A 21,205-nucleotide genomic window follows, 5' to 3' on the forward strand; every position below is an offset into this window, starting at 1 on the left:
CTGATGAACGCACCGGGCAAGATTGGAGATTTCTACGACGTCGAGGCGATCCGCCGCGACTTCCCGATCCTGTCGCGGGAAGTCTATGGCAAGCCACTGGTCTATCTAGACAATGGCGCCTCGGCACAGAAACCGCGGGTGGTGCTCGACACGATCCAGCACGCCTACAGCCAGGAATACGCCAACGTCCACCGCGGCCTGCATTTCCTGTCCAATGCCGCCACCGACGCGTACGAAAAGGCGCGGGAAACGGTGCGCCGTTTCCTCAACGCGCCAAGCACCGACAACATCGTCTTCACCTCCAACACGACGTCGGCCATCAACACCGTCGCCTATGGCTATGGCATGCCCAATATCGGCGAGGGCGATGAGATCGTGCTGTCGATCATGGAGCACCATTCCAACATCGTGCCCTGGCACTTCATCCGCGAGCGGCAGGGCGCCAAGCTGGTCTGGGTGCCGGTTGACGATCTCGGCGTCTTCCATATCGAGGAATTCGAGAAACGGCTGACCAGCCGCACCAAGCTCGTCGCCATCACGCAAATGTCGAACGCGCTGGGCACGGTGACACCGATCAAGGAGATCGTGCGCATCGCGCATGCGCGTGGAATTCCGGTGCTTGTCGACGGCAGCCAGAGCGCGGTGCACATGGCCGTGGACGTCCAGGATCTCGATTGCGATTTCTTCGTCTTCACCGGCCACAAGGTCTATGGTCCCTCGGGCATCGGTGTGCTCTACGGCAAGAAGGATAGTCTCGCCGGCATGCGGCCCTTCATGGGCGGCGGCGAGATGATCGAGGAGGTGACGGAAGACATCGTCACCTACAACGACCCGCCGCATCGCTTCGAGGCCGGCACGCCGCCGATTGTCCAGGCGATCGGGTTGGGCGCCGCGCTCGACTACATGGACTCTGTCGGTCGTGAGCGCATCGCCGCGCATGAGGAAGACCTCAAGACCTACGCCCACGAACGCCTGCGCGCCATCAACTCGCTGCGCATCTTTGGCGACGCACCCGGCAAGGGCGCCATCATCTCCTTCGAACTAAGGGGTATTCATGCTCATGACGTGTCGATGGTGATAGATAGGCAAGGCGTGGCGGTCCGTGCCGGCACCCATTGCGCCCAGCCGCTGTTGAAACGCTTTGGCGTAACCTCCACATGCAGGGCATCGTTCGGCATGTATAATACCAGGGCCGAAGTCGACGCTTTGGCCGAGGCGCTTGAAAAAGCGCGCAAATTCTTCGGATGACGATTTTTTCGGGTAACGACCATGGATGATGTGAGCACCACCACCGAAGCTACGCCGGAAGCCGCCGGCAACAGCGTCGTTTCCGCCTCGGCCATCCCCGCCGATGAGCTGGCACGGCTGACCGACGACATCGTCTCGGCGCTGAAGACGGTCTACGACCCGGAAATCCCGGCCGATATCTACGAGCTTGGCCTCGTCTACAAGATCGACGTCGACGACGACCGCTCGGTCAAGATCGACATGACGCTGACCGCGCCCGGCTGCCCTGTGGCCGGCGAAATGCCTGGCTGGGTGGAAAATGCCGTCGGCGCCGTCGAGGGCGTCTCCGGCGTCGAGGTCAATATGACCTTCGACCCGCCCTGGACGCCCGACCGCATGTCGGAAGAGGCGCAGGTGGCGGTGGGCTGGTACTAGCGCCGAACCTGGCACACTTGCGCCAGTGGTAAAACTTCACCATTTTAGGTGAGGAATCATTCGGCAGGCCTTGAACCTGCATGGAATGGAGAAGGAAAACATGGGACGCTTTGCCGTCATCACGATGACCGATAAGGCCGCCGACCGGGTGCGCGAGATCGTCGCCACGCGCGAAAACGCGCATGGCATCCGCCTTGGCATCAAGAAGGGCGGCTGCGCCGGCATGGAATATACGGTCGACCTGGTGACCGACCCCAACACCAAGGACGACCATATCGAGCGCGATGGCGCCCATGTCTATGTGGCGCCGGAAGCCGCCCTTTTCCTGTTCGGCACCGAGATGGATTTCGAGCAGACGACGTTGCGCACCGGCTTCACCTTCCACAACCCGAACCAGAGTTCGGCCTGCGGCTGCGGCGAATCCGTCGAACTGAAGCCGGCCGATCTCAAAGCGCTGGCCGAGGCGCGCGCCACGGCCTGAAGCGCGGCCAGCGCACCATTGTATAATTTGCCGGTGTCAGAATTTGATGGCTTTTGAGGCGAATTTCCATGGACAGCCAAATCGTACCACTGGTTTTCGCATCGCTATTAATAATGGCGTTTGCCTATTTCGCATACCACCGTGTTTACCGATACGCTAAGCGTAATCTATTTTTGGACATGAATTTGAGTAACAGAGAGATACGGATGTCTCTTGATTTACATATATTGTGTAAACCTATACCAGTAAATATTATGCTCATGTACGTTGCGTTCGAGTTGTGTATTCCAGCCGTTACCGGTTTGTTTGGAATTTACGCGTTCAAGGCAGATAGAATCGATATGGCTGTACTGCTTGGAATTTCAACCATTTTTGGTTTGATAGCCGCTTTTGGCGGGCTCTACAGGATGATCAAAGCGCTCTAGGAACATGATTCTTCTTGTAGTGGAAATCGCTACTCAACCCACATGCCGGTCCGCTTGTGCCAGTCGGCGATCGATTCCTCGGGATAGACCTCGAACACCTTGTCGCTCGGTCCGACATCAGGCTCGACCCAGTTCGCCTTGTATTTCAGCATCAGATGCACCTTCTCCGGCGGCTTGGGCAGGTCGATGTCGATCGCCGACGCGAAGGGATGCACCAGCTCTGGCCAGGTTGGGTCGTAGAGCCAGAGCGCCGACCCGCATTTGCGGCAAAAATTGCGCTCCACGGTCGAGATCTCGCAGTGGGGATGCTCGTCATCCTCGATCTCGGCGCGATAGACGCCGAGATTGCTCTTGCCTCTGATGTTCAGCGTGTCGTTGACGGCGCCGAGATTGATGGCGAAGCCGCCGCCGCCCTGCTGCTTGCGACAGATCGAGCAGTAGCACAGCATGAATGGCACGGGTGTGTGGCTTTCCACCTCGAAACGCACGGCGCCGCAGCGACAGGACCCCTTGAGCAGCACAGGCATGGCAAAAACTCCGACAGGATAGTCACAACCTGTCAGCATGATTTTGGTTGCGGCGATGACAAGGCCAAATGCCGGTGACATGATCGCGGCATGGACAATGAGCGCATAGCAGAACTGTTCGACGGCCTCGGTCCGGTCAGCATCCGAAAACTATTCGGCGGCAAGGGCATCTATTTCGACGGCGTCATCGTCGCCATCGTGCTGCGCGGCGAATTGCTGCTGAAAGCCGACGAGCAGAGCGCATCGGAGTTCCAAGCCGCGGGCTGCCGGCAATGGACCTACACCGGCTCTCGCCACGGCAAGCTTGTCGCAATGCCCTATTGGAGCATTCCCGACAGCGCTTTCGACGATCCCGACGAAATGACGGTGTGGGCGCGACGCGCCTATGAGGCTGGGCGGCGGGCGGGGAAGTAGGCTCCCGCCAGCGCGAGGCCACCCCCTCATCCGGCCGCTTCGCGGCCACCTTCTCCCCGCCGGGAGAAGAGGTTTGCGTTGAAGCTGCAAGCTCCTCTCCCCTCGGGGAGAGGTCGGATTGCCCCGAATTGCTCCCGGTAATTCGACCTTGGCAAACCGGATGAGGGGGGACTTTCTTGGCAGACCCTACAGCGCCTTGGCGATCTCAGCCGCCAGCCTTGCATTGTTCTCGACCAGCGCGATGTTGGTCTTCAGGCTGCGGCCGCCGGTGAGTTCGAGGATTTTTCCCAGCAGGAACGGCGTCACGGCCTTGCCGGTGACGTTGAGGGCTTCGGCCGCCTTTTGGGCGGCTTCGATGTAGCCCGCCATTTCTTCAGCGGGGATTTCGTGGGATTCCGGCACGGGATTGGCAATCAGCATGCCGCCGCCCGAGCCCAGAGCGAGGCGTGTCCGGTAGAAATGCGCGATATCTTCCGGTCTGTGCAAGGTCAATGGCGCCCGGAACGGTGACTGCCGCGACCAGAAGGCCGGCATCGTCTCGCAGCCATGGCCGACCACGGGCACGCCGCGGGTCTCCAACACTTCCAGCGTCTTTTCGATGTCGAGGATCGCCTTGGCGCCGGCCGAGACGACGATGACCGGTGTACGCGCCAATTCATCGAGGTCGGCCGAGATGTCGAAGCTCTTTTCCGCCCCCTTGTGCACGCCGCCAATGCCGCCGGTGGCGAACACCTTTATCCCGACCATATCAGCCGCGATCATGGTAGCGGCGACGGTGGTGCCACCGGTGCGGCCTTGCGCGACGGCGAAGCCGAGATCGGCGCGCGACAGCTTCATGGCGTCACCGGTCATCGCCAGCGATTCGCGTTCGCCGTCCGAAAGCCCGATCTTGATGCGGCCGTTGACCACCGCGATGGTTGCAGGCACCGCGCCGCCGTCAGCGATGATCTTTTCGACATTGGCCGCCATGGCGCCATTGTCGGGGTAGGGCATGCCATGGGTGATGATGGTACTTTCGAGCGCCACCACCGGGCGCCCGGCGGCCAGGGCCTGCGCCACCGGTACGTGGATATCGATGAAGGGGCGAGCGGTCTCTGGCGTCATTCTCTGATCTCCAATCCGGAGTGCGGCGCATCCATCAGGAAAGCGTGGCTTCGATGCGCGTTATGAATTTGCCGGTCTCATGCCACTTCCCTGGCATCCGGCACAAGGGCCAGCGCTTCCGCGAAGCTCGCCGCGGTGAATTCGGGCACTGCATTGGCGCTTTCGATGGCCAGCGTTGCCGCGGCGACGCCCTCGCGCACGGCCTGGCGCAGTGGCAGGCCGCGCAGCAGTGCTGCGACCGTCGCACCTGCCAGCGCGTCGCCGGCGCCGGTGACATCGGCGACTTTTCTGGGGACGGGCGGCAGGATCGAAAAGGCGCCTGCCTCGTCGAAACCCAGCACAGGGCCGTTACCGGCCGTGACCACGCCGCGGGCAAGGCCGCTGCACCGCAACCCATCGACCATTTCCCGCTCGGCGGCCCCTGCATTGACGCCTGCCAGCACGACGGCCTCTCGCCGGTTCATGAAGAGCTGGGCCAGCCCGCCGAGAACCGGTATCAGCCGCGTTACCTTCGCCGGCGAAATCGCGATGGCGAAAACCGGTTTGCCGGCGGCGAGCGACAGCAGCCGCTCCAGGGCGGCCGACGGCAAATTGGCGTCGCACAGGATGGCATCGGCGGCGGCCACCTCCTGGCGTATCTTGGAACGCCTGATCTGTTTGGGAAAAGCCAGGTCATACAGCGCCATGTCGGCAAAGCCGACGATCAATTCGCCCTCGCGATCGATCAATGCCGTGTAGCTCGGCGTGGTACGGTCGAGGAACACCGCCGAAAGATCAGCGATGCCTGCCTCGGCGATGGCCCGTGAAACCGTATCGGCCGACGCATCGCCGCCCCGCATCGACAACAGGGAGGCCGACACGCCGCGCCGCACCATGCTGCGCAACGCATTGAAGACGCCCCCGCCGACATCCTCGCGCATCGTGCCGGGGTTGGAGGCGGCCGGCACGTAGGGACCGTACACCTGGCCACGCCGGTCGATATGGGCGCCGCCCACGGCTAGTATCTTCGGGGATTTCACCATGGCGGCGATATGACCTTTGTTGTTGCAGCCGCACAAGCGCTAGAGTGCGCGACAGAGCTCCGCATGCGGGTCGGCGATTCGGCCGGGCGATACGATCGAGCCGTCTGGCCCAATGCGCAGCCCGTTCATGCCCGGAATTGCGAGACAAAAAAAGAACAAATCGCAATATCGATTGTTTTTCAGTTGGTTGTCACCCCTTGCCAAATGAGAACAAAAAAGGTACAAAATGGCAGGGATTACGGATTGTCCGGCCTTCATTGACGACCAAGGGGTGATGTATCATGGCTCAGAATTCTTTGCGGCTGGTAGAGGATAAGGCAGTGGACAAATCAAAGGCTCTGGATGCGGCGCTGTCGCAAATCGAGCGGGCTTTCGGCAAGGGCTCGATCATGCGGCTCGGCGCCAACGAGCAGGTCGTCGAGATCGAAACGGTGCCGACCGGCTCGCTCGGTCTCGACATCGCGCTCGGCGTCGGTGGCCTGCCGCGCGGCCGTATCATCGAGATCTATGGGCCGGAAAGCTCGGGTAAGACGACCCTGGCCCTGCACACCGTGGCCGAAGCCCAGAAGAAGGGCGGCATCTGCGCCTTCGTCGATGCCGAACACGCGCTCGATCCGGTCTACGCCCGCAAGCTCGGCGTCGATCTTGAAAACCTGCTGATCTCGCAGCCCGACACCGGCGAGCAGGCGCTGGAGATTTGCGACACGCTGGTGCGTTCCGGCGCCATCGACGTGCTGGTGGTCGATTCGGTGGCGGCGCTGACGCCGCGTGCCGAGATCGAGGGCGAGATGGGCGATTCGCTGCCGGGCCTGCAGGCCCGCCTGATGAGCCAGGCGCTGCGCAAGCTGACCGCCTCGATCTCGCGCTCCAACACCATGGTCATCTTCATCAATCAGATTCGCATGAAGATCGGCGTCATGTTCGGTTCGCCCGAAACCACGACCGGCGGCAACGCACTGAAATTCTACGCTTCGGTTCGCCTCGACATCCGCCGTATCGGCTCGGTCAAGGATCGCGACGAGGTCGTCGGCAACCAGACCCGCGTCAAGGTGGTCAAGAACAAACTGGCGCCGCCCTTCAAGGTGGTCGAGTTCGACATCATGTATGGCGAGGGCGTCTCCAAGACCGGCGAACTGGTCGATCTTGGCGTCAAGGCCGGCGTGGTCGAGAAATCGGGCGCCTGGTTCTCCTACAATTCGCAACGTCTCGGCCAGGGCCGCGAGAATGCGAAACTGTTCCTGCGCGACAATCCCGACACCGCGCGCGAGATCGAGCTGGCGCTCAGGCAGAATGCCGGATTGATCGCCGAAAAATTCCTCGAAAATGGTGGCTCCGAGGGCAATGGCGACGACGGTTTTGAGGACGAAGCCGGCGCGATGTAGGCAACGGCCGGAGTTTGGCCATAAATCCAGCCTATTACCCGATGCTTAAGTAACAGAGTTCTGTAGTACCGCGTTCCAAACCGCCGGCCATCGCGCTGGCGGTTTTCGTTTGGGCGGCCCCGCAAGTGCCGGTGCAAAGCGCGAATTGGCTTAATTCCGTGTTTCTGGACAGGGTCAAGAGCTACGGCTAAAAGGCCAACTGCATCTTCTAGAAAATACAGAGCCATCTCCCGCCGGTCCGGCCGGCGGCTCTCTTGAAAAGGCAGTATCCATGAGTGGCGTCAACGAGATCCGGTCGACCTTTCTCGACTATTTCCGCAAGGAGGGCCACGAGGTCGTGGCCTCGAGCCCGCTCGTGCCGCGCAACGATCCGACATTGATGTTCACCAATGCCGGCATGGTGCAGTTCAAGAACGTCTTCACCGGTTTGGAGAAGCGACCCTATTCGCGTGCCACCACAGCTCAGAAAAGCGTTCGCGCCGGCGGCAAGCACAACGATCTCGACAATGTCGGCTATACCGCGCGCCACCTGACCTTCTTCGAGATGCTGGGCAATTTCTCTTTCGGCGATTACTTCAAGGAGCGTGCCATCGAGCTTGCCTGGAACCTCATCACCAGGGAGTTCGGGCTGAAGAAGGACAAGCTGCTGGTCACCGTCTATCACACGGACGACGAGGCAGCCGGCTTCTGGAAGAAGATCGCTGGTTTCTCCGACGATCGCATCATCCGCATCCCGACCTCCGACAATTTCTGGGCGATGGGCGACACCGGTCCTTGCGGACCATGCTCGGAAATCTTCATCGATCGTGGCGAGCACATCTGGGGTGGGCCTCCCGGCAGTCCCGAGGAAGACGGCGATCGCTTCCTTGAATTCTGGAACCTGGTGTTCATGCAGTACGAGCAGGTGACGAAAGAGGAGCGGGTCGACCTGCCGCGCCCGTCGATCGACACAGGGATGGGCCTGGAGCGCATGGCATCCATCCTGCAAGGGGTGGAGAGCGTCTTCGAGACCGACCTGTTTCGTCATTTGATCGATGCGGCGTCCTCGGCACTTGGGCGCGCGCCCGACGCCGAAACGGTCGCGTCCTACCGCGTCATTGCCGACCATCTGCGCTCGTCCTCCTTCCTGGTCGCCGACGGCGTGCTGCCGTCGAACGAAGGCCGCGGCTATGTGCTGCGCCGCATCATGCGCCGCGCCATGCGCCATGCGCAGTTGCTGGGGGCGAACGAGCCGCTGATGTGGAAGCTGGTGCCGGCGCTGGTGCGCGAGATGGGCCAGGCCTATCCCGAACTGGCACGCGGCGAAACGATGATTGCCGAGACCCTGAAACTCGAGGAGACCCGCTTCCGCAAGACGCTGGTGCGTGGCCTCGGGCTGCTCTCCGAGGCGACGGAGAAGCTCGGCGCCGGCGACATGCTCGATGGCGAAACGGCGTTCAAGCTCTACGACACCTATGGTTTCCCGCTCGACCTGACGCAGGATGCGCTGCGGCAGCGCGGCATCTCGGTCGACCTTGCCGGTTTCACCAATGCGATGGAGCAGCAGAAGGCGGAGGCGCGCAAGCACTGGGCCGGGTCCGGCGAGGCCGCCACCGAGACGGTTTGGTTTTCCGTGCGTGAGAAGACCGGCGCCACCGAATTCCTCGGCTACGAAACCGAGCAGGCGGAAGGCCTCATCGAGGCGCTGGTCAAGGATGGCAAGACCGTCGACAGCGCCGGCAAGGGCGATGCGGTCGCCGTGGTCGTCAACCAGACGCCCTTCTATGGCGAGTCCGGCGGCCAGATGGGTGACACCGGCATGATCTCGGGCGAGGGCTTCTCGATCGAGGTTTCCGACACGCAGAAGAAGGCCGATGGCCTTTTCGTGCATCTCGGCAAGGTGGTCGCAGGCATGGTCAGGGCGGGTGCCGCGGTCGAACTGAAGGTCGATCATGCCAGGCGCTCCAGGCTGCGCGCCAACCACTCCGCGACGCACCTGATCCACGAGGCGTTGCGCGAGGTGCTGGGCACCCATGTCGCGCAGAAGGGCTCGCTGGTCGCACCCGAGCGTCTGCGCTTCGACATCTCGCACAACAAGCCGATCTCCGCGCAGGAGCTGGAAGAGGTCGAGCGCATGGCCAACGAGATCGTCGTGCAGAATGGCCCGGTGACCACGCGCCTGATGTCAGTCGACGACGCCATTGCAGAGGGCGCGATGGCGCTGTTCGGGGAGAAGTATGGCGATGAGGTGCGCGTCGTGTCGATGGGCACGGGCTTGCATGGCGCCAAGGCCAACCGGCCTTATTCGGTCGAGCTCTGCGGCGGCACGCATGTCAGGGCGACCGGCGATATCGGCCTGGTGCGCATCGTCTCGGATGGTGCTGTCGCCGCCGGCGTGCGCCGCATCGAGGCGTTGACCGGCGAAGCCGCGCGTAGGCATCTCGATGAGCAGGACCGACGCCTGAAGACCACGGCGGCGACGCTTAAGATATCGCCCGCGGATGTGCCAGCGCGCGTCGAAGCGCTGCTCGAGGAGCGCAAAAAGCTCGAGAAGGACTTGACCGAAGCGCGCAAGAAGCTGGCGCTGGGCGGCGGGTCGCCTGCCGATGCTCCTGCCGCCAACGAGATTGTCGCTGGCGTCGGCTTCCTCGGCAAGGCGGTGTCAGGTGTCTCGCCGAAGGACCTGAAACCGTTGGCCGACGCGGGCAAGACTTCGTTGGGCTCTGGCGTCGTCGTGTTCGTTGGCGCCGGCGAGGACAACAAGGCGAGCGTCGTGGTCGCAGTCACCGATGATCTCGTCAGCCGCTTCAGCGCCGTCGACCTTGTTCGCGTGGCCTCCGCCGCATTGGGCGGGCAGGGCGGCGGCGGCCGCCCCGACATGGCCCAGGCCGGCGGCCCGGATGCGTCGAAGGCCGATGATGCGATCGCGGCAGTGAGGGCGGCGCTGGAAGCAGCGTAGCTACCCACGCGTGGGGCTAGGCGAAATCCTTTCTCTTAGGGCAGCGCCGCCCCTCGTCTGGCTGCCGCCATCTTCTCCCTGTTGAACGGGGAGAAGGGCGCTTTCGTCGCGGCCTTCGCCAATCGCCCTCGTTGCAGGAGAGCGCCGGCAACGCGACCAGCCTCTTTCTCCCCGTTCACGGAGAGAAAGGCCCGGCAGGGCAATGAGGGGCGGCGCTGACGTCGAGGAAGCTCACCTCGAATTACGCTTTTTCGGTACGCACGAAGCTCGGGCGGCCAGCCATTCGCAAATACAAATCCCAGATGCCTGTAAACTGCGTCAGCAAGTTGTGCCCTTCTGGAACCTTGACGAAGTAGGCGATGATCGGCGCCGCGTGCAGATCGGCAAGCGTCAGCTGGTTGCCGAGCAACCATGGGCCTTTTGCCTTCAGTGACGTCAACACCTTGAGCACCGTCTCGGCTTGCCGAACGCCATTGGCGATCAAAGCCACGTCCGGCTCCGCCTTCTCCAACCGCTCGACGGCGACGTCCCATACCATCGCCCTGTAAGCATAGGCGTCGAGCATGCCGATGATCTGGTTCATGGTTGCGCGGGCGCGCGGATCGGTCGGCTGGAGAGCAGGGCCCTCAAAACCCTCGTCGACGTAGCGAGCGATCGCGCTCGCCTCGAAAAGGCGGAAAGTGTCATGCTCGAAGGCCGGGATGCGGCCGAAGGGATGGTGTTTGCCGTACCATGCCGGCGCGCCACCTTCTGCAAAGATGTCGACCGGCACTATGTCGTAGGCAATGCCTTTCTCCTCGAGCGCAAGCCGGACAATGCGTACATAGACGCTGTAATCCGCGCCGTAGACGACCGGCTTGCCCATTTGTCCTCGAGGTGGGTTAGGCCATCGCTTTCTGCAAATTCTCGTCGATCTTGTCGAGGAAGCCGGTGGTCGAGAGCCAAGGCTGATCGGGGCCGATCAAGAGCGACAGGTCCTTGGTCATGAAGCCGCTCTCGACAGTCTGGATGCAGACCTTTTCCAGCGTCTCGGAAAAACGCTTCAGTTCGACGTTGTCGTCGAGCTTGGCGCGGTGCGCGAGGCCTCGCGTCCAGGCGAAGATCGACGCGATCGAATTGGTTGAGGTTTCCTCGCCCTTCTGATGCTGGCGATAGTGGCGCGTCACGGTGCCGTGCGCGGCTTCCGCTTCGACGGTCTTGCCATCGGGCGTCATCAGCACCGAGGTCATCAGGCCGAGCGAACCGAACCCTTGCGCCACCGTGTCGGACTGGACGTCGCCGTCATAGTTCTTGCAGGCCCAGACATAGCCGCCCGACCATTTCAGGCTCGAGGCCACCATGTCGTCGATCAGGCGGTGCTCGTACCAAAGCTTCTTCGACTTGAACTCGGCCTCGAATTCAGCCTCGTAAACGTCCTGGAAAATATCCTTGAAGCGGCCGTCATAGGCCTTGAGGATGGTGTTCTTGGTCGACAGGTAGACCGGATAGTTGCGCAGCAGGCCGTAGTTCAGCGACGCCCGGGCGAATTCGCGGATGGACTCGTCGAGATTGTACATGGCCATGGCGACACCGGCGCCGGGCGCGTCGAACACATCGTGCTCGATGACCTGGCCGTCCTCGCCGACGAACTTGATCGTCAGCTTGCCCTTGCCGGGAAAGCGGAAATCAGTGGCGCGATACTGGTCGCCGAAGGCGTGGCGGCCGACGATGATCGGCTTGGTCCAGCCGGGCACCAGGCGCGGCACGTTCTTCATGATGATCGGCTCGCGAAAGATGGTGCCGCCCAAAATGTTGCGGATGGTGCCGTTCGGCGATTTCCACATCTTCTTCAGCTTGAATTCCTCGACGCGCTGCTCGTCGGGGGTGATGGTCGCGCATTTCACGCCGACACCGTATTTCTTGATGGCGTTGGCCGAATCGATGGTCACCTGGTCGTTGGTGGCGTCGCGATGCTCGACGCCCAGGTCGTAATATTCGAGCTTGAGGTCGAGATAAGGGTGGATCAGCTTGTCCTTGATGAACTGCCAGATGATGCGGGTCATCTCGTCGCCGTCGAGTTCGACGACCGGGTTCGCCACCTTGATCTTCGCCATGGAAAGAATGCCTCGTTGCTGGGAATGGGACGGCCTTGCCCGCGTGGCGTCGGCCGGGGATGCCGCCCGTATATCAAAGCGCTTTTGGCCACGCAAACGGCGACGGTCACGAATGTGAGGCCACGGCGCCGTCATTTGCGAATGCTTCATTTTCGCGGCCGAATATGGCAGGGGACGCTGAAATGCCGCAAACAGCAGTTCATTGACAACCATGCCCATCACCAAAGACCCCGATAGCACCGCAGCCGCCGGCCCGGCGATCATCCTTGTCGAGCCGCAGCTCGGCGAGAATATCGGCATGGTCGCGCGCGCCATGGCCAATTTCGGACTGTCGGAACTGCGTCTGGTCAATCCGCGCGATGGCTGGCCGAGCGAGAAGGCGCGTGCCGCCGCCAGCCGTGCCGACCACGTCATCGATGCCGTCAAGGTTTTCGACGATCTGGCCTCGGCACTTGCCGACCTGAACTTCGTCTTCGCCACCACCGCCAGGCAACGCGACGGCTTCAAATCCGTGCGCGGCCCAGTGGAAGCGGGCAGGATGCTGCGCGCCCGTCACGGAATGGGGCAGCGCACCGGCATCCTGTTCGGTCGCGAGCGCTTCGGCCTCTACAATGACGAGGTTGGCCTCGCCGACGAGATCGTCACTTTCCCGGTCGATCCTGATTTCTCCTCGCTCAACATCGCCCAGGCGGCCTTGCTGATGTCCTACGAGTGGATGAAGTCGGGCCTGGAGGACGAGACCAGGACGAACTTTACCGGCCCTGACATGAAGCCGGCCAGCAAGGAAGAATTGCACGGCCTGTTCGCCTATCTCGAAGGCGCGCTCGAGGCGCGCGGATATTTCAGGCCGGCGCCGAAGAAGCCGAAAATGGTCGACAATCTGCGCGCCGTGCTGACGCGGGCAGGCTTTGCGGAACCGGAGCTCAAGGTGCTGCGCGGCATAATCTCTTCGCTCGACCGGTTCTCACCGGCGATGCCGCGCGGCGATGGGTCACCTGGCGATGACCCGAGGCGTTTGCCCGCGGCCGCCGCGCGCGCCCGCAAGGCGGAGGCGGCTGGCCGGGCACCGGACGCTGGCGACGACACGGACACGCCGCCGCTGGGCGGCAAGGGAACCGACAATGACTGACCAGCCGATCCTGATGTTCGATTCCGGCGTCGGCGGTCTGACCGTGTTGCGCGAGGCACGCGTCCTGATGCCCGACCGGCGCTTCATCTATGTCGCCGACGATGCCGCTTTTCCTTTTGGCGCCTGGGAGGAGCCGGCCCTAAAGGAGCATATACTCGGCCTATTCGCCAAACTGCTCGACCGGTTTGCGCCGGCTATCTCCGTTATCGCCTGCAACACCGCCTCGACACTGGTGATCGACGCGCTGCGCGAAAGATTTCCCGGCCATCCCTTCGTCGGCACGGTGCCAGCGGTCAAGCCGGCGGCCGAGCGCACGCGCTCCGGGCTGGTCTCGGTGCTGGCGACGCCGGGCACGGTGAAGCGCCAGTACACGCGCGACCTGATCAGCAAATGGGCGCAGAAATGTCATGTCCGCCTGGTCGGCAGCGACAGGCTGGCTGGCCTGTCCGAAGCCTATATGCGCGAGGGCTTCGTCGACGAGGAGGTCGTGCGCGCCGAGATCGCGCCATGCTTCATCGAGTGGGACGGCAGGCGCACCGACATCGTCGTGCTGGCCTGCACGCACTATCCTTTTCTGGTCAATCGCATGCGCAAGACCGCCCCCTGGCCGGTCGACTGGATCGATCCGGCCGAGGCGATCGCACGGCGCGCCCTTTCGCTGCTGCCGCCCATCGATGGCGCGCTGCCGCAAACCGAGCCTGACATCGCGGTTTTCACCTCGGGCAAGGCGGACTTTGCAGTCAGCCGCCTGATGCAGGGGTTCGGGCTGACCGTGCACTTGGACAGTGGCAAAACCGCCCGCCACTCAAACAGGTTCGAAGACGATGCTGCGTTGATCCGGATCGGCCAGGACCAGCCTTAGCGTCAGACCATCGCCCTGTCTGAGCCCCGAGGCCTTCACGGTGGCAACGACAGCCATGTCGGCAAGCTGAATGCGCACGCCATGGTCGACGAAGTCGGTGACGACGGCTTTGAACGTCTCGCCCTCGCGCCCCTCCAGCATTACCGCCTCGGCAAGGTCGATGGCCGCGTGGTTGATCTGCGAAGCGCGACTATCCGCACGTCCCATCGCCTTCGGCAATCTGGCGAACGCCTCGGTGACAGGCTGGGGCACGGGCTGGCCGTTGGCGATAGCCAGCGCGCAGCGAACGACATAGCGGTCGGCAAGGCGCCTTAGAGGCGCCGTTGCGTGGGCATAGGTCGCGGCCATCGCCTCATGCCAGGGGACAACGCCGTCCTGATACGGTTGATAAGATGCGCCGGGGCTCGCATGGCGGATTTCCAGCATCAGCGCCGCCTGATGCGGATCGGTCGGATCGAGGGTTCGCTGATAGTCCCTCAAACTGGTGGAAGCCGGCCAGGACAATCCGAGAGCCTGTGCGGCGTTGCGCAGCCTTTGAACCTTGAAGGCATCCGGCCCCGACATCACCCGAAACAGGCCGGTATGATGCGCAAGCATGGCATCGGCAATCGCCATGTTGGCGGCCAGCGAAAGCGCGGCGTTGTCCTGCTCGGATTGCAGCAGTGGTCTGAACGAAAGCCGGAATGTGCCGTCGGCGAGCCTTTCCACCTCCTGCTCGGGTGGGTCGACGCGGGAAGCCCCACGGCGCTGTTCGTTCGTCGCCATGCGCCGCGCCATTTCGGCGAAGCCGGTCGGGACATCCGAGGCCTTCACCCTGTCATAGGCGAGCTTCGCGCGGCTTTGAATGATTGCCCGCTCCGCGCCGTCCAGCTTCGTCGCGCCGTCCTGCGCAACCCGAACCGTGAAGATGACAGCCGGACGGGGTCCATCCGGCAACAGGCTTGCCGCGCCCTCGGCAATCACCGGGGGGTAGAGCCCGGCCTTGCCGTCCGGCAAGTAAAGCGTCTCGCCCCGCGTCCAGGCTTCGCGATCGATCGCGTCGCCGTCCTCGACGAACCAGGCCACGTCGGCGATGGCGTAATGCAGCAGAAGATCGCCACCGCTCGCCTCGATCGAGAACGCCTGGTCAAGATCGGTGGAAGCAGCCGGATCGAGCGTGACGAACAGGATATCAGTCCGATCGGCATGCTGGTTGGGCACACGTTTGGCCGCCGCCTCCGCCGCCGCAAGCACATCAGCCGGAAATCCGTCCGGCACGTGGAATTCGGCGCGTATTTTCGTCAGTCCAGTGGCGAGAACCTGTGAGGGATCGGTCAGGGATTTCATTTAGCCGTCCTACACTGGGGCTCCGGACACGGGAAGGCTGCTGACGAAAATCGCCGAGCGTGGCCTCGGACTGGCACCAAGCGGACCGGGAGCCGCGCCGCTGGCGCTGGAACCGCTGCCGAAGCATGGCGTTTCTCCTGACAGCAAAGGAGACCCGCCATGCCAGCCACTTCGAAAGCCCAGCAGAAAGCCGCCGGCGCCGCACTCTCCGCCAAACGCGGCGAGACCAAGAAAAGCGAACTCAAGGGCGCTTCCAAGGGCATGTATGAATCGATGAATGAAAAGCAGCTCGAGGAATTCGCCGAGACGAAGCGCAAGGGACTACCGGAGAAAAAATCCTAGGATTGAGCGCTTCGAGCCAGACTATCCTGGAATGAAAAAGGGCCAGCGACGTTCGCTGGCCCGGGATTGTGGCGTTGAACATCCTTACCAGCGGCAGCGCCGTACTCTCTCGACGATCACTCTGCGATGGCCATGCCGCCACACCACGCGCTTCTTCACGATGACGCGGCAAACCTGCTTGTGGCCGTGCCAATGACGCGCCATGGCCGGCTCAGGCGCCACCGCCATCGACCCAGCAAGCACCGCGGCGCCTGCCAGGGTAAGGAAAAACTTCTTCATGCAATTAAGCTCCTCTAGCTCCAGTCCCTTCCTGGTGCCGCTGGCGCAAAACCTCCCGCCGCATCGGCATCGCATCAACGCCTTGGACGCTATAGGGTTGCGTTGTGCCGCGCCACTCACAAGCTTGACATCGGTTAAATCTCGGTTTAACCAGCCGCCAACGCCGGGCAGCGATGTCCGGTGTTTGTTTTGTATACGCAAGATCTGTCACGACAATCGTTTCCGATCCTGTTTGAACTGACGTGTCCCGTGGGTTTTCCGCCGCGTTGCGTGGGAAAACCCTGTCAGGTCTCGAAAACGGAGGCCAGAGGAGGGCGCGTTTCCTTCACCCGGACCATGAGGTGCCGGGTGTGTTGTTTTTGAAAGGGAATGCGATGAGCAAGCGCGAATCCGCGAAATACAAGATCGACCGCCGTCTCGGCGAAAATATCTGGGGCCGCCCTAAGTCCCCGGTCAACAAGCGTGAATACGGCCCCGGCCAGCATGGCCAGCGCCGCAAGGGCAAGCTTTCCGACTTCGGCCTGCAGCTCCGTGCCAAGCAGAAGCTGAAGGGCCACTACGGCGACGTGTCGGAAAAGCAGTTCCGCAAGGTCTATGAAGAGGCCGATCGCCGCAAGGGCGACACTTCGGAGAACCTGATCGGCCTGCTCGAATCGCGTCTCGACGCGGTCGTCTACCGCTCCAAGTTCGTGCCGACCATTTTCGCCGCCCGTCAGTTCGTCAACCACGGCCACGTCAACGTCAACGGCAAGCGCGTCAACATCGGCTCGTATCGCTGCAAGCCGGGCGATGTCGTCGAAGTGCGCGAAAAGTCGAAGCAGCTGGTGATCGTCCTTGAATCGGTCGGCCTCGCCGAGCGCGACGTGCCGGACTACATCGAAGCCGATCACAACAAGATGGTCGCGACCTTCTCGCGCATCCCGGGCCTGGCGGACGTTCCGTTCGCCGTGCAGATGGAACCGAACCTGGTCGTCGAATTCTACTCGCGCTAAGCGAACGCTTTTTTGCGATACCGGAAGGCCGCCCTCGTAGGCGGCCTTTTGTTTTGGGCACCCGCTTTGCGGTGTGTCGCTAAAATCAATTTCGATTTTCCGGACAATGCGCTAAGCCGGGCGCAAGTCACATCCTGGGCGTCGCGCCATGAACATGCAGCCTGACATCGAAACACTTGAACCGGCCGCCGAAGGCGGCTCTCACCCGCTGTTCGCCGATGTACCGTCCTCGGTCGAGTTCAACAAGCTGCGCAAGCGACTGCTGCGGCTGACCCGCCAGGCGATCGAGGATTTTTCGATGGTGAAGCCGGGCGAGCGCTGGCTGGTCGCGCTATCGGGCGGCAAGGATTCCTACGGTCTGCTGGCCATGTTGCTTGATCTCAATTGGCGCGGGATGCTGCCAGTCGAGTTGCTGGCCTGCAATCTCGACCAGGGCCAGCCGAATTTCCCCAAGCATATCCTGCCCGAATATCTCCACACCAACGGCATAGCGCACCGCATCGAATACCGGGACACCTATTCGGTCGTCACCGACAAGCTCCCTGAAGGCAGCACCTATTGCTCGCTCTGCTCGCGGCTGCGGCGCGGCCATCTCTATAGGATCGCTCGCGAGGAAGGCTGCTCGGCCCTGGTCCTCGGCCATCATCGCGAGGACATCCTCGAAACCTTCTTCATGAACCTGTTCCATGGCGGCCGGCTTGCCGCCATGCCGCCAAAACTGCTCAACGACGAAGGCGACGTCATGGTGTTGCGGCCGCTGAGCTACTGTGCCGAAATCGATCTGGAGAAATTCGCTGCCGCGATGAGGTTCCCGATCATCCCTTGCGATCTCTGCGGCAGCCAGGAAGGGCTGCAGCGCAACGCCATGAAGGCGATGCTCGAGGACATCGAAAAGCGCATGCCCGGCCGCAAGGACACCATGATTCGCGCTCTGTCCAACACCAGGCCGTCGCATTTGCTCGACCGAAAGCTGTTCGATTTCGCCGCCCTCAATGAAACCCTCGCGATCAGGCAAGACATTTCCGATGACATTTGACGACACCGCGATCGACTGGCTGGCCGGCATTCTGGCCGAGGCAGCCCAAGCAGAAATCATGCCGCGCTTTCGCCGACTGGGCGACGGCGACGTCAGGCAGAAGACTTCCGCCGCCGACCTGGTGACGGAGGCCGATGTCAACGCCGAGCGGCTGATCACCGCCAGGCTGCGCGAGCGTTATCCCTCTGCCATGGTGGTGGGCGAGGAGGCCTGCTCCGAAGATCCGGCGCTGCTCGACGGCTTGGGCGATGCCGAACTGGCGTTCACCGTCGACCCGGTCGACGGGACCTTCAATTTCGCGTCCGGCGTGCCGCTGTTTGGGGTCATGCTGGCGGTCGTGGTCAGGGGGGAGACGGTCGCGGGCATCATCCATGATCCGGTGGGCAAGGACTGGCTTATCGCCGCCAGGGGCGCCGGAAGCCATATCAGCCATTCCAATGGCAGCCTGGAGAAAGTGCATGTGGCGCCGCCCGTGCCGATCTCGCGGATGACCGGCGCGGTCTCCTGGCAATATCTCGACGAACCGGAGCGCTCGCGCCTGGCGCGCAACCAGACCAAGGCACTGTCGCAGTTCGCCTACCGCTGCGCTGCTCACGAATATCGCCTGCTGGCGAGCGGGCATGCGCATTTTGTCGTCTACAACAAGCTGATGCCCTGGGATCATCTGCCCGGCGTGCTGATCCATCAGGAGGCCGGCGGCCATGCCGCTCGGATCGACGGCAGCGCTTATCTGCCTTCGCATGTCGATGGCGGTCTCCTTGTCGCGCCGGACCAGGACAGCTGGCAGGAACTGCGCCGCGAGCTGTGGGCGGAATAGGACAATTCCTGTGGCTTGAACCCTTGTATGATCGAGCCGGGCGTTTTGGCGGAGGCTCCCGGATGAAACCTCGGTTCGCAATTTTTGCGGCGGCTCTTGCCGGAGTGCTGTTTGCGAACTCCAGCGCGGCAATCGCGCAAGAACGCCCCTGTCACAGTCACGATTCCATCGACACCATCAAGGAGATGTCGGACGCTATCCATGCCTGTTGGAAGCCGCCACCCGGAACCGCGGGCATGTCCTTGACGATGCGGTTCTCGCTTCGTCGCAATGGCACCCTGATCGGGACGCCTCGCGCCACCTATTCCGATCTGGGGGCCGATCCGCGGCTCAGCCGAGCCTTCGTGGCGTCCATCCTCAAGGCGCTCGACGACGCTCTGCCATTGCCCTTTTCGGATGGCATGGGCAGAGCGATCGCGGGGCGAATGCTCTCTCCTCGCTTCACCGCGGCGCTTGAAGGCGCATCCTGACACCACCAGCAAACGAAAATCAGTGCAGGTCGGTGACGTGGCCTGAAACGGGGGCGTTCTGCGGCTGGAACATCTTGCCGCGCTCGGCAAACAGGATCATCAGCAGCGCGGCGACCGAGACGCTGCAGAAACCGGCGGCCAGCGGCGTCACCGTGCCGTTGAAAGCCTGGCCGATCAGCGTGCCGAGAATGCCGCCGAGAAAAGTCTGCATGAAACCCAGGATGGACGACGCCGTGCCGGCCAACTGGCCAAGCGGCTCCATGGCCAACGCATTGAAATTGGCTCCAAGACAGCCAAACGGCAGCATGGCACTGGCAAAGAAGGTGATGAACAGCCAGAGCGGCATCTTCGTTTCCAGTGAAACCACCAGCCAGGCCAGGCTGATCACCAGAAACAGCAGTAGCGCGCTTTGCGACAGGCGGCGCATGCCGACGCGGCCGACGAGGCGCGAGTTCAGATAGTTGGAGAAGGCGAGTACGCCCGCGACACCGGCGAAGATGACGGGAAACATCTCGCCGACGTTGAAGATGTTGACGTAGATCTGCTGCGCCGAGGCGATGAAGCCGAACATAGCGCCGAAGATGAACGTGCTGGCGAAGGCATAGCAGAGCGCGATGCGGTTGGTGAGCACGATGCGGAAACCGCCGAGGATGGATGAAACCGTCAGTGGCCGGCGATATTCGGGATGCAGCGTCTCTGGCAGGCGCAGCAGCGACCAAGCCGAGACGATCATAGCTCCGACAGCCATGGTGACGAATATCCAATGCCAGGTCGCGAACAGCATGATGAACTGGCCGATGCCTGGAGCCACGACCGGGATCGCCATGAACACCATGAAGATCAGCGACATGACCTCGGCCATACGCCGGCCGTCGAATGTATCACGCACGATCGAAACCGCTATGACGCGCGTGGCTGCCGCGCCAAGGCCTTGCACGGCGCGGCATATCAAGAGCGCTTCAAAGCTCGGCGCGATGGCGGCCGCGGCGGCCGCCGCCACATAGATAATCAGGCCGGCGACAAGCGGCGAGCGGCGCCCGAACCGGTCCGAGATCGGCCCGAAGAACAGTTGTCCGCCGCCGAAACCCAGTATGTAGGCAGTGACAACATATTGCCGATGATTCTCGTTCTCGACCCCGAGCGAAGCGCCGATCTGCTGCAGCGCCGGCAGCATGATGTCGATGGCTAGCGAATTGAGCGCCATCAGCGCGGCGCAGAGCGCAATGAACTCCCAGCGCGGAATCGGCAATTGGCCTGCCCGAGGCAAGGTGCTTGCCCCTTGCGGCGCTGATTTCTGCTGGTCCACGGCAAGTCCGATCTCTCAAACGAAAACGCGCCGGCGGGCCGGCCATTTGGCTCGTCTTGGTCCCGGGATCCGGGCTTGTAAAATTGCCGAGGTGGGGCCGCCTCGGTGGCCTGGGCATGTCGAAATCGACATGCCTGAACGGAAGTCAGGCGGCGCCTTTGACGCTCACGCCCTTCTCGACCAGGAAGGTCTGCAACTCGCCGGCCTGGAACATTTCGCGAATGATATCGCAGCCGCCGACGAATTCGCCCTTGACGTAGAGTTGCGGGATTGTCGGCCAGTTGGAATAGTCCTTGATGCCCTGGCGCAGTTCGGCGGAGTCCAGAACGTTCACGCCTTTGTAGTCGGCGCCGATATAGTCGAGGATCTGGACCACCTGGCCGGAAAATCCGCATTGGGGGAAGCCCGGCGTGCCCTTCATGAAAAGGACGACGTCGTTGCCCTTCACTTCATTATCGATGTAGTCGTTGATGCCGCTCATGGAATATCCTTTCACGCCTGTGGGAGTCAGGCTCGAAACATGTCCCTCAAATAAACCCATAGGTTGCCCGAAACAAGACTTTAGCCGTGCCGTCACCCGAATGGCGCAAAGAATGGC

23 protein-coding genes are annotated in these 21,205 nt (G+C 62.3%); 14 read left to right on the forward strand and 9 right to left on the reverse strand.

What is annotated here, in order from left to right:
• Nucleotides 1-3 precede the first annotated feature (3 nt).
• From ACVWWD_RS19370 to ACVWWD_RS19385, 4 genes are all read left to right on the forward strand, one after another.
• Nucleotides 4-1,248 carry a cysteine desulfurase gene (locus ACVWWD_RS19370; protein WP_023773198.1) on the forward strand — a complete coding sequence of 415 codons (1,245 nt, stop codon included), beginning with the start codon at nucleotides 4-6 and terminating at the stop codon, nucleotides 1,246-1,248.
• 21 nt (nucleotides 1,249-1,269) lie between these two features.
• Nucleotides 1,270-1,662, forward strand: a complete 393-nt coding sequence (locus ACVWWD_RS19375) for an SUF system Fe-S cluster assembly protein (protein WP_352551701.1) — start codon at nucleotides 1,270-1,272, stop codon at nucleotides 1,660-1,662.
• Nucleotides 1,663-1,762: 100 nt separating this feature from the next.
• Nucleotides 1,763-2,143 carry a Fe-S cluster assembly scaffold SufA gene (gene sufA, locus ACVWWD_RS19380; RefSeq protein ID WP_023773196.1) on the forward strand — a complete coding sequence of 127 codons (381 nt, stop codon included), beginning with the start codon at nucleotides 1,763-1,765 and terminating at the stop codon, nucleotides 2,141-2,143.
• Between the two features lie 68 nt (nucleotides 2,144-2,211).
• Nucleotides 2,212-2,568, forward strand: a complete 357-nt coding sequence (locus tag ACVWWD_RS19385; RefSeq protein WP_023783859.1) for a hypothetical protein — start codon at nucleotides 2,212-2,214, stop codon at nucleotides 2,566-2,568.
• Between the two features lie 29 nt (nucleotides 2,569-2,597).
• Here the strand turns inward: ACVWWD_RS19385 and ACVWWD_RS19390 are convergent, their stop codons facing one another.
• Nucleotides 2,598-3,095 carry a GFA family protein gene (locus ACVWWD_RS19390; RefSeq protein WP_352551704.1) on the reverse strand — a complete coding sequence of 166 codons (498 nt, stop codon included), beginning with the start codon at nucleotides 3,093-3,095 and terminating at the stop codon, nucleotides 2,598-2,600.
• A 90-nt stretch (nucleotides 3,096-3,185) separates the two neighbouring features.
• Between ACVWWD_RS19390 and ACVWWD_RS19395 the strand changes: the two genes are divergently transcribed.
• Nucleotides 3,186-3,509 carry a TfoX/Sxy family protein gene (locus ACVWWD_RS19395; protein WP_023783860.1) on the forward strand — a complete coding sequence of 108 codons (324 nt, stop codon included), beginning with the start codon at nucleotides 3,186-3,188 and terminating at the stop codon, nucleotides 3,507-3,509.
• Between the two features lie 186 nt (nucleotides 3,510-3,695).
• On the opposite strand, the gene ACVWWD_RS19400 is transcribed toward ACVWWD_RS19395, so the two are convergent.
• Together ACVWWD_RS19400 and ACVWWD_RS19405 are read right to left on the reverse strand one after the other, a co-directional pair.
• Nucleotides 3,696-4,613, reverse strand: a complete 918-nt coding sequence (locus tag ACVWWD_RS19400) for a pseudouridine-5'-phosphate glycosidase (protein WP_352551707.1) — start codon at nucleotides 4,611-4,613, stop codon at nucleotides 3,696-3,698.
• Between the two features lie 77 nt (nucleotides 4,614-4,690).
• Nucleotides 4,691-5,635 (reverse strand): carbohydrate kinase family protein, encoded by a 945-nt coding sequence (locus ACVWWD_RS19405; protein ID WP_023783862.1) that lies wholly within the window; start codon nucleotides 5,633-5,635, stop codon nucleotides 4,691-4,693.
• A 281-nt stretch (nucleotides 5,636-5,916) separates the two neighbouring features.
• Here ACVWWD_RS19405 and recA point away from each other — a divergent pair, with 281 nt between their 5' ends.
• Together recA and alaS are read left to right on the forward strand one after the other, a co-directional pair.
• A complete protein-coding gene (gene recA, locus ACVWWD_RS19410) occupies nucleotides 5,917-7,017 on the forward strand; it encodes a recombinase RecA (protein ID WP_013895892.1) in 1,101 nt (366 codons plus the stop codon).
• A gap of 271 nt (nucleotides 7,018-7,288) precedes the next feature.
• On the forward strand, nucleotides 7,289-9,955 hold the full coding sequence (gene alaS, locus ACVWWD_RS19415; protein ID WP_352666843.1) for an alanine--tRNA ligase: 2,667 nt from the start codon (nucleotides 7,289-7,291) through the stop codon (nucleotides 9,953-9,955).
• 241 nt (nucleotides 9,956-10,196) lie between these two features.
• Here alaS and ACVWWD_RS19420 read toward each other — a convergent pair whose 3' ends face one another.
• Entirely contained in the window at nucleotides 10,197-10,820 is a 624-nt protein-coding gene (locus ACVWWD_RS19420; protein WP_352551711.1) for a glutathione S-transferase family protein, read from the reverse strand.
• Between the two features lie 16 nt (nucleotides 10,821-10,836).
• Nucleotides 10,837-12,048 carry an NADP-dependent isocitrate dehydrogenase gene (locus ACVWWD_RS19425; protein WP_023773187.1) on the reverse strand — a complete coding sequence of 404 codons (1,212 nt, stop codon included), beginning with the start codon at nucleotides 12,046-12,048 and terminating at the stop codon, nucleotides 10,837-10,839.
• A gap of 211 nt (nucleotides 12,049-12,259) precedes the next feature.
• On the opposite strand from ACVWWD_RS19425, the gene ACVWWD_RS19430 reads away from it, so the two are divergent.
• Entirely contained in the window at nucleotides 12,260-13,177 is a 918-nt protein-coding gene (locus ACVWWD_RS19430) for an RNA methyltransferase (protein WP_352563123.1), read from the forward strand.
• A complete protein-coding gene (gene murI, locus ACVWWD_RS19435; RefSeq protein WP_352551716.1) occupies nucleotides 13,170-14,039 on the forward strand; it encodes a glutamate racemase in 870 nt (289 codons plus the stop codon). Before ACVWWD_RS19430 ends, murI begins: the two co-directional genes overlap by 8 nt.
• On the opposite strand, the gene ACVWWD_RS19440 is transcribed toward murI, so the two are convergent.
• Entirely contained in the window at nucleotides 13,983-15,365 is a 1,383-nt protein-coding gene (locus ACVWWD_RS19440; RefSeq protein WP_352551718.1) for an RNB domain-containing ribonuclease, read from the reverse strand. The genes murI and ACVWWD_RS19440 overlap by 57 nt on opposite strands.
• A gap of 159 nt (nucleotides 15,366-15,524) precedes the next feature.
• Between ACVWWD_RS19440 and ACVWWD_RS19445 the strand changes: the two genes are divergently transcribed.
• Nucleotides 15,525-15,707 carry a DUF3008 family protein gene (locus ACVWWD_RS19445; RefSeq protein WP_015318153.1) on the forward strand — a complete coding sequence of 61 codons (183 nt, stop codon included), beginning with the start codon at nucleotides 15,525-15,527 and terminating at the stop codon, nucleotides 15,705-15,707.
• An 84-nt stretch (nucleotides 15,708-15,791) separates the two neighbouring features.
• Here the strand turns inward: ACVWWD_RS19445 and ACVWWD_RS19450 are convergent, their stop codons facing one another.
• Nucleotides 15,792-15,986, reverse strand: coding sequence for a hypothetical protein (locus ACVWWD_RS19450; RefSeq protein WP_023773183.1), 195 nt, complete (start codon nucleotides 15,984-15,986; stop codon nucleotides 15,792-15,794).
• 374 nt (nucleotides 15,987-16,360) lie between these two features.
• Between ACVWWD_RS19450 and rpsD the strand changes: the two genes are divergently transcribed.
• The 4 genes from rpsD to ACVWWD_RS19470 all read left to right on the forward strand — a co-directional run bounded on the left by rpsD (nucleotide 16,361) and on the right by ACVWWD_RS19470 (nucleotide 19,301).
• Complete coding sequence (gene rpsD, locus ACVWWD_RS19455) at nucleotides 16,361-16,978, forward strand: 30S ribosomal protein S4 (protein WP_023773182.1); 618 nt, start codon at nucleotides 16,361-16,363, stop codon at nucleotides 16,976-16,978.
• A 148-nt stretch (nucleotides 16,979-17,126) separates the two neighbouring features.
• Nucleotides 17,127-18,014, forward strand: a complete 888-nt coding sequence (gene ttcA, locus ACVWWD_RS19460) for a tRNA 2-thiocytidine(32) synthetase TtcA (RefSeq protein WP_352551722.1) — start codon at nucleotides 17,127-17,129, stop codon at nucleotides 18,012-18,014.
• A complete protein-coding gene (locus ACVWWD_RS19465) occupies nucleotides 18,004-18,831 on the forward strand; it encodes an inositol monophosphatase family protein (protein WP_352551724.1) in 828 nt (275 codons plus the stop codon). Before ttcA ends, ACVWWD_RS19465 begins: the two co-directional genes overlap by 11 nt.
• A gap of 62 nt (nucleotides 18,832-18,893) precedes the next feature.
• Entirely contained in the window at nucleotides 18,894-19,301 is a 408-nt protein-coding gene (locus ACVWWD_RS19470) for a cell envelope integrity protein TolA (RefSeq protein WP_023783868.1), read from the forward strand.
• Nucleotides 19,302-19,320: 19 nt separating this feature from the next.
• Here ACVWWD_RS19470 and ACVWWD_RS19475 read toward each other — a convergent pair whose 3' ends face one another.
• On the reverse strand, nucleotides 19,321-20,607 hold the full coding sequence (locus ACVWWD_RS19475) for a multidrug effflux MFS transporter (RefSeq protein ID WP_457103277.1): 1,287 nt from the start codon (nucleotides 20,605-20,607) through the stop codon (nucleotides 19,321-19,323).
• 145 nt (nucleotides 20,608-20,752) lie between these two features.
• Entirely contained in the window at nucleotides 20,753-21,088 is a 336-nt protein-coding gene (gene grxD, locus ACVWWD_RS19480; RefSeq protein ID WP_013895877.1) for a Grx4 family monothiol glutaredoxin, read from the reverse strand.
• Nucleotides 21,089-21,205: the final 117 nt, after the last annotated feature.

The sequence above is a fragment of the Mesorhizobium sp. URHB0026 genome, assembly GCF_054059755.1.

Excerpts from the sequence above, each read along its gene's own strand:
- ACVWWD_RS19370 (WP_023773198.1), top strand. The coding sequence starts at position 4 with ATGAACGCACCGGGCAAGATTGGAGATTTCTACGACGTCGAGGCGATC.
- ACVWWD_RS19375 (WP_352551701.1), top strand. The coding sequence starts at position 1,270 with ATGGATGATGTGAGCACCACCACCGAAGCTACGCCGGAAGCCGCCGGC.
- sufA (WP_023773196.1), top strand. The coding sequence starts at position 1,763 with ATGGGACGCTTTGCCGTCATCACGATGACCGATAAGGCCGCCGACCGG.
- ACVWWD_RS19385 (WP_023783859.1), top strand. The coding sequence starts at position 2,212 with ATGGACAGCCAAATCGTACCACTGGTTTTCGCATCGCTATTAATAATG.
- ACVWWD_RS19390 (WP_352551704.1), bottom strand. The coding sequence starts at position 3,095 with ATGCCTGTGCTGCTCAAGGGGTCCTGTCGCTGCGGCGCCGTGCGTTTC.
- ACVWWD_RS19395 (WP_023783860.1), top strand. The coding sequence starts at position 3,186 with ATGGACAATGAGCGCATAGCAGAACTGTTCGACGGCCTCGGTCCGGTC.
- ACVWWD_RS19400 (WP_352551707.1), bottom strand. The coding sequence starts at position 4,613 with ATGACGCCAGAGACCGCTCGCCCCTTCATCGATATCCACGTACCGGTG.
- ACVWWD_RS19405 (WP_023783862.1), bottom strand. The coding sequence starts at position 5,635 with ATGGTGAAATCCCCGAAGATACTAGCCGTGGGCGGCGCCCATATCGAC.
- recA (WP_013895892.1), top strand. The coding sequence starts at position 5,917 with ATGGCTCAGAATTCTTTGCGGCTGGTAGAGGATAAGGCAGTGGACAAA.
- alaS (WP_352666843.1), top strand. The coding sequence starts at position 7,289 with ATGAGTGGCGTCAACGAGATCCGGTCGACCTTTCTCGACTATTTCCGC.
- ACVWWD_RS19420 (WP_352551711.1), bottom strand. The coding sequence starts at position 10,820 with ATGGGCAAGCCGGTCGTCTACGGCGCGGATTACAGCGTCTATGTACGC.
- ACVWWD_RS19425 (WP_023773187.1), bottom strand. The coding sequence starts at position 12,048 with ATGGCGAAGATCAAGGTGGCGAACCCGGTCGTCGAACTCGACGGCGAC.
- ACVWWD_RS19430 (WP_352563123.1), top strand. The coding sequence starts at position 12,260 with ATGCCCATCACCAAAGACCCCGATAGCACCGCAGCCGCCGGCCCGGCG.
- murI (WP_352551716.1), top strand. The coding sequence starts at position 13,170 with ATGACTGACCAGCCGATCCTGATGTTCGATTCCGGCGTCGGCGGTCTG.
- ACVWWD_RS19440 (WP_352551718.1), bottom strand. The coding sequence starts at position 15,365 with ATGAAATCCCTGACCGATCCCTCACAGGTTCTCGCCACTGGACTGACG.
- ACVWWD_RS19445 (WP_015318153.1), top strand. The coding sequence starts at position 15,525 with ATGCCAGCCACTTCGAAAGCCCAGCAGAAAGCCGCCGGCGCCGCACTC.
- ACVWWD_RS19450 (WP_023773183.1), bottom strand. The coding sequence starts at position 15,986 with ATGAAGAAGTTTTTCCTTACCCTGGCAGGCGCCGCGGTGCTTGCTGGG.
- rpsD (WP_023773182.1), top strand. The coding sequence starts at position 16,361 with ATGAGCAAGCGCGAATCCGCGAAATACAAGATCGACCGCCGTCTCGGC.
- ttcA (WP_352551722.1), top strand. The coding sequence starts at position 17,127 with ATGAACATGCAGCCTGACATCGAAACACTTGAACCGGCCGCCGAAGGC.
- ACVWWD_RS19465 (WP_352551724.1), top strand. The coding sequence starts at position 18,004 with ATGACATTTGACGACACCGCGATCGACTGGCTGGCCGGCATTCTGGCC.
- ACVWWD_RS19470 (WP_023783868.1), top strand. The coding sequence starts at position 18,894 with ATGAAACCTCGGTTCGCAATTTTTGCGGCGGCTCTTGCCGGAGTGCTG.
- grxD (WP_013895877.1), bottom strand. The coding sequence starts at position 21,088 with ATGAGCGGCATCAACGACTACATCGATAATGAAGTGAAGGGCAACGAC.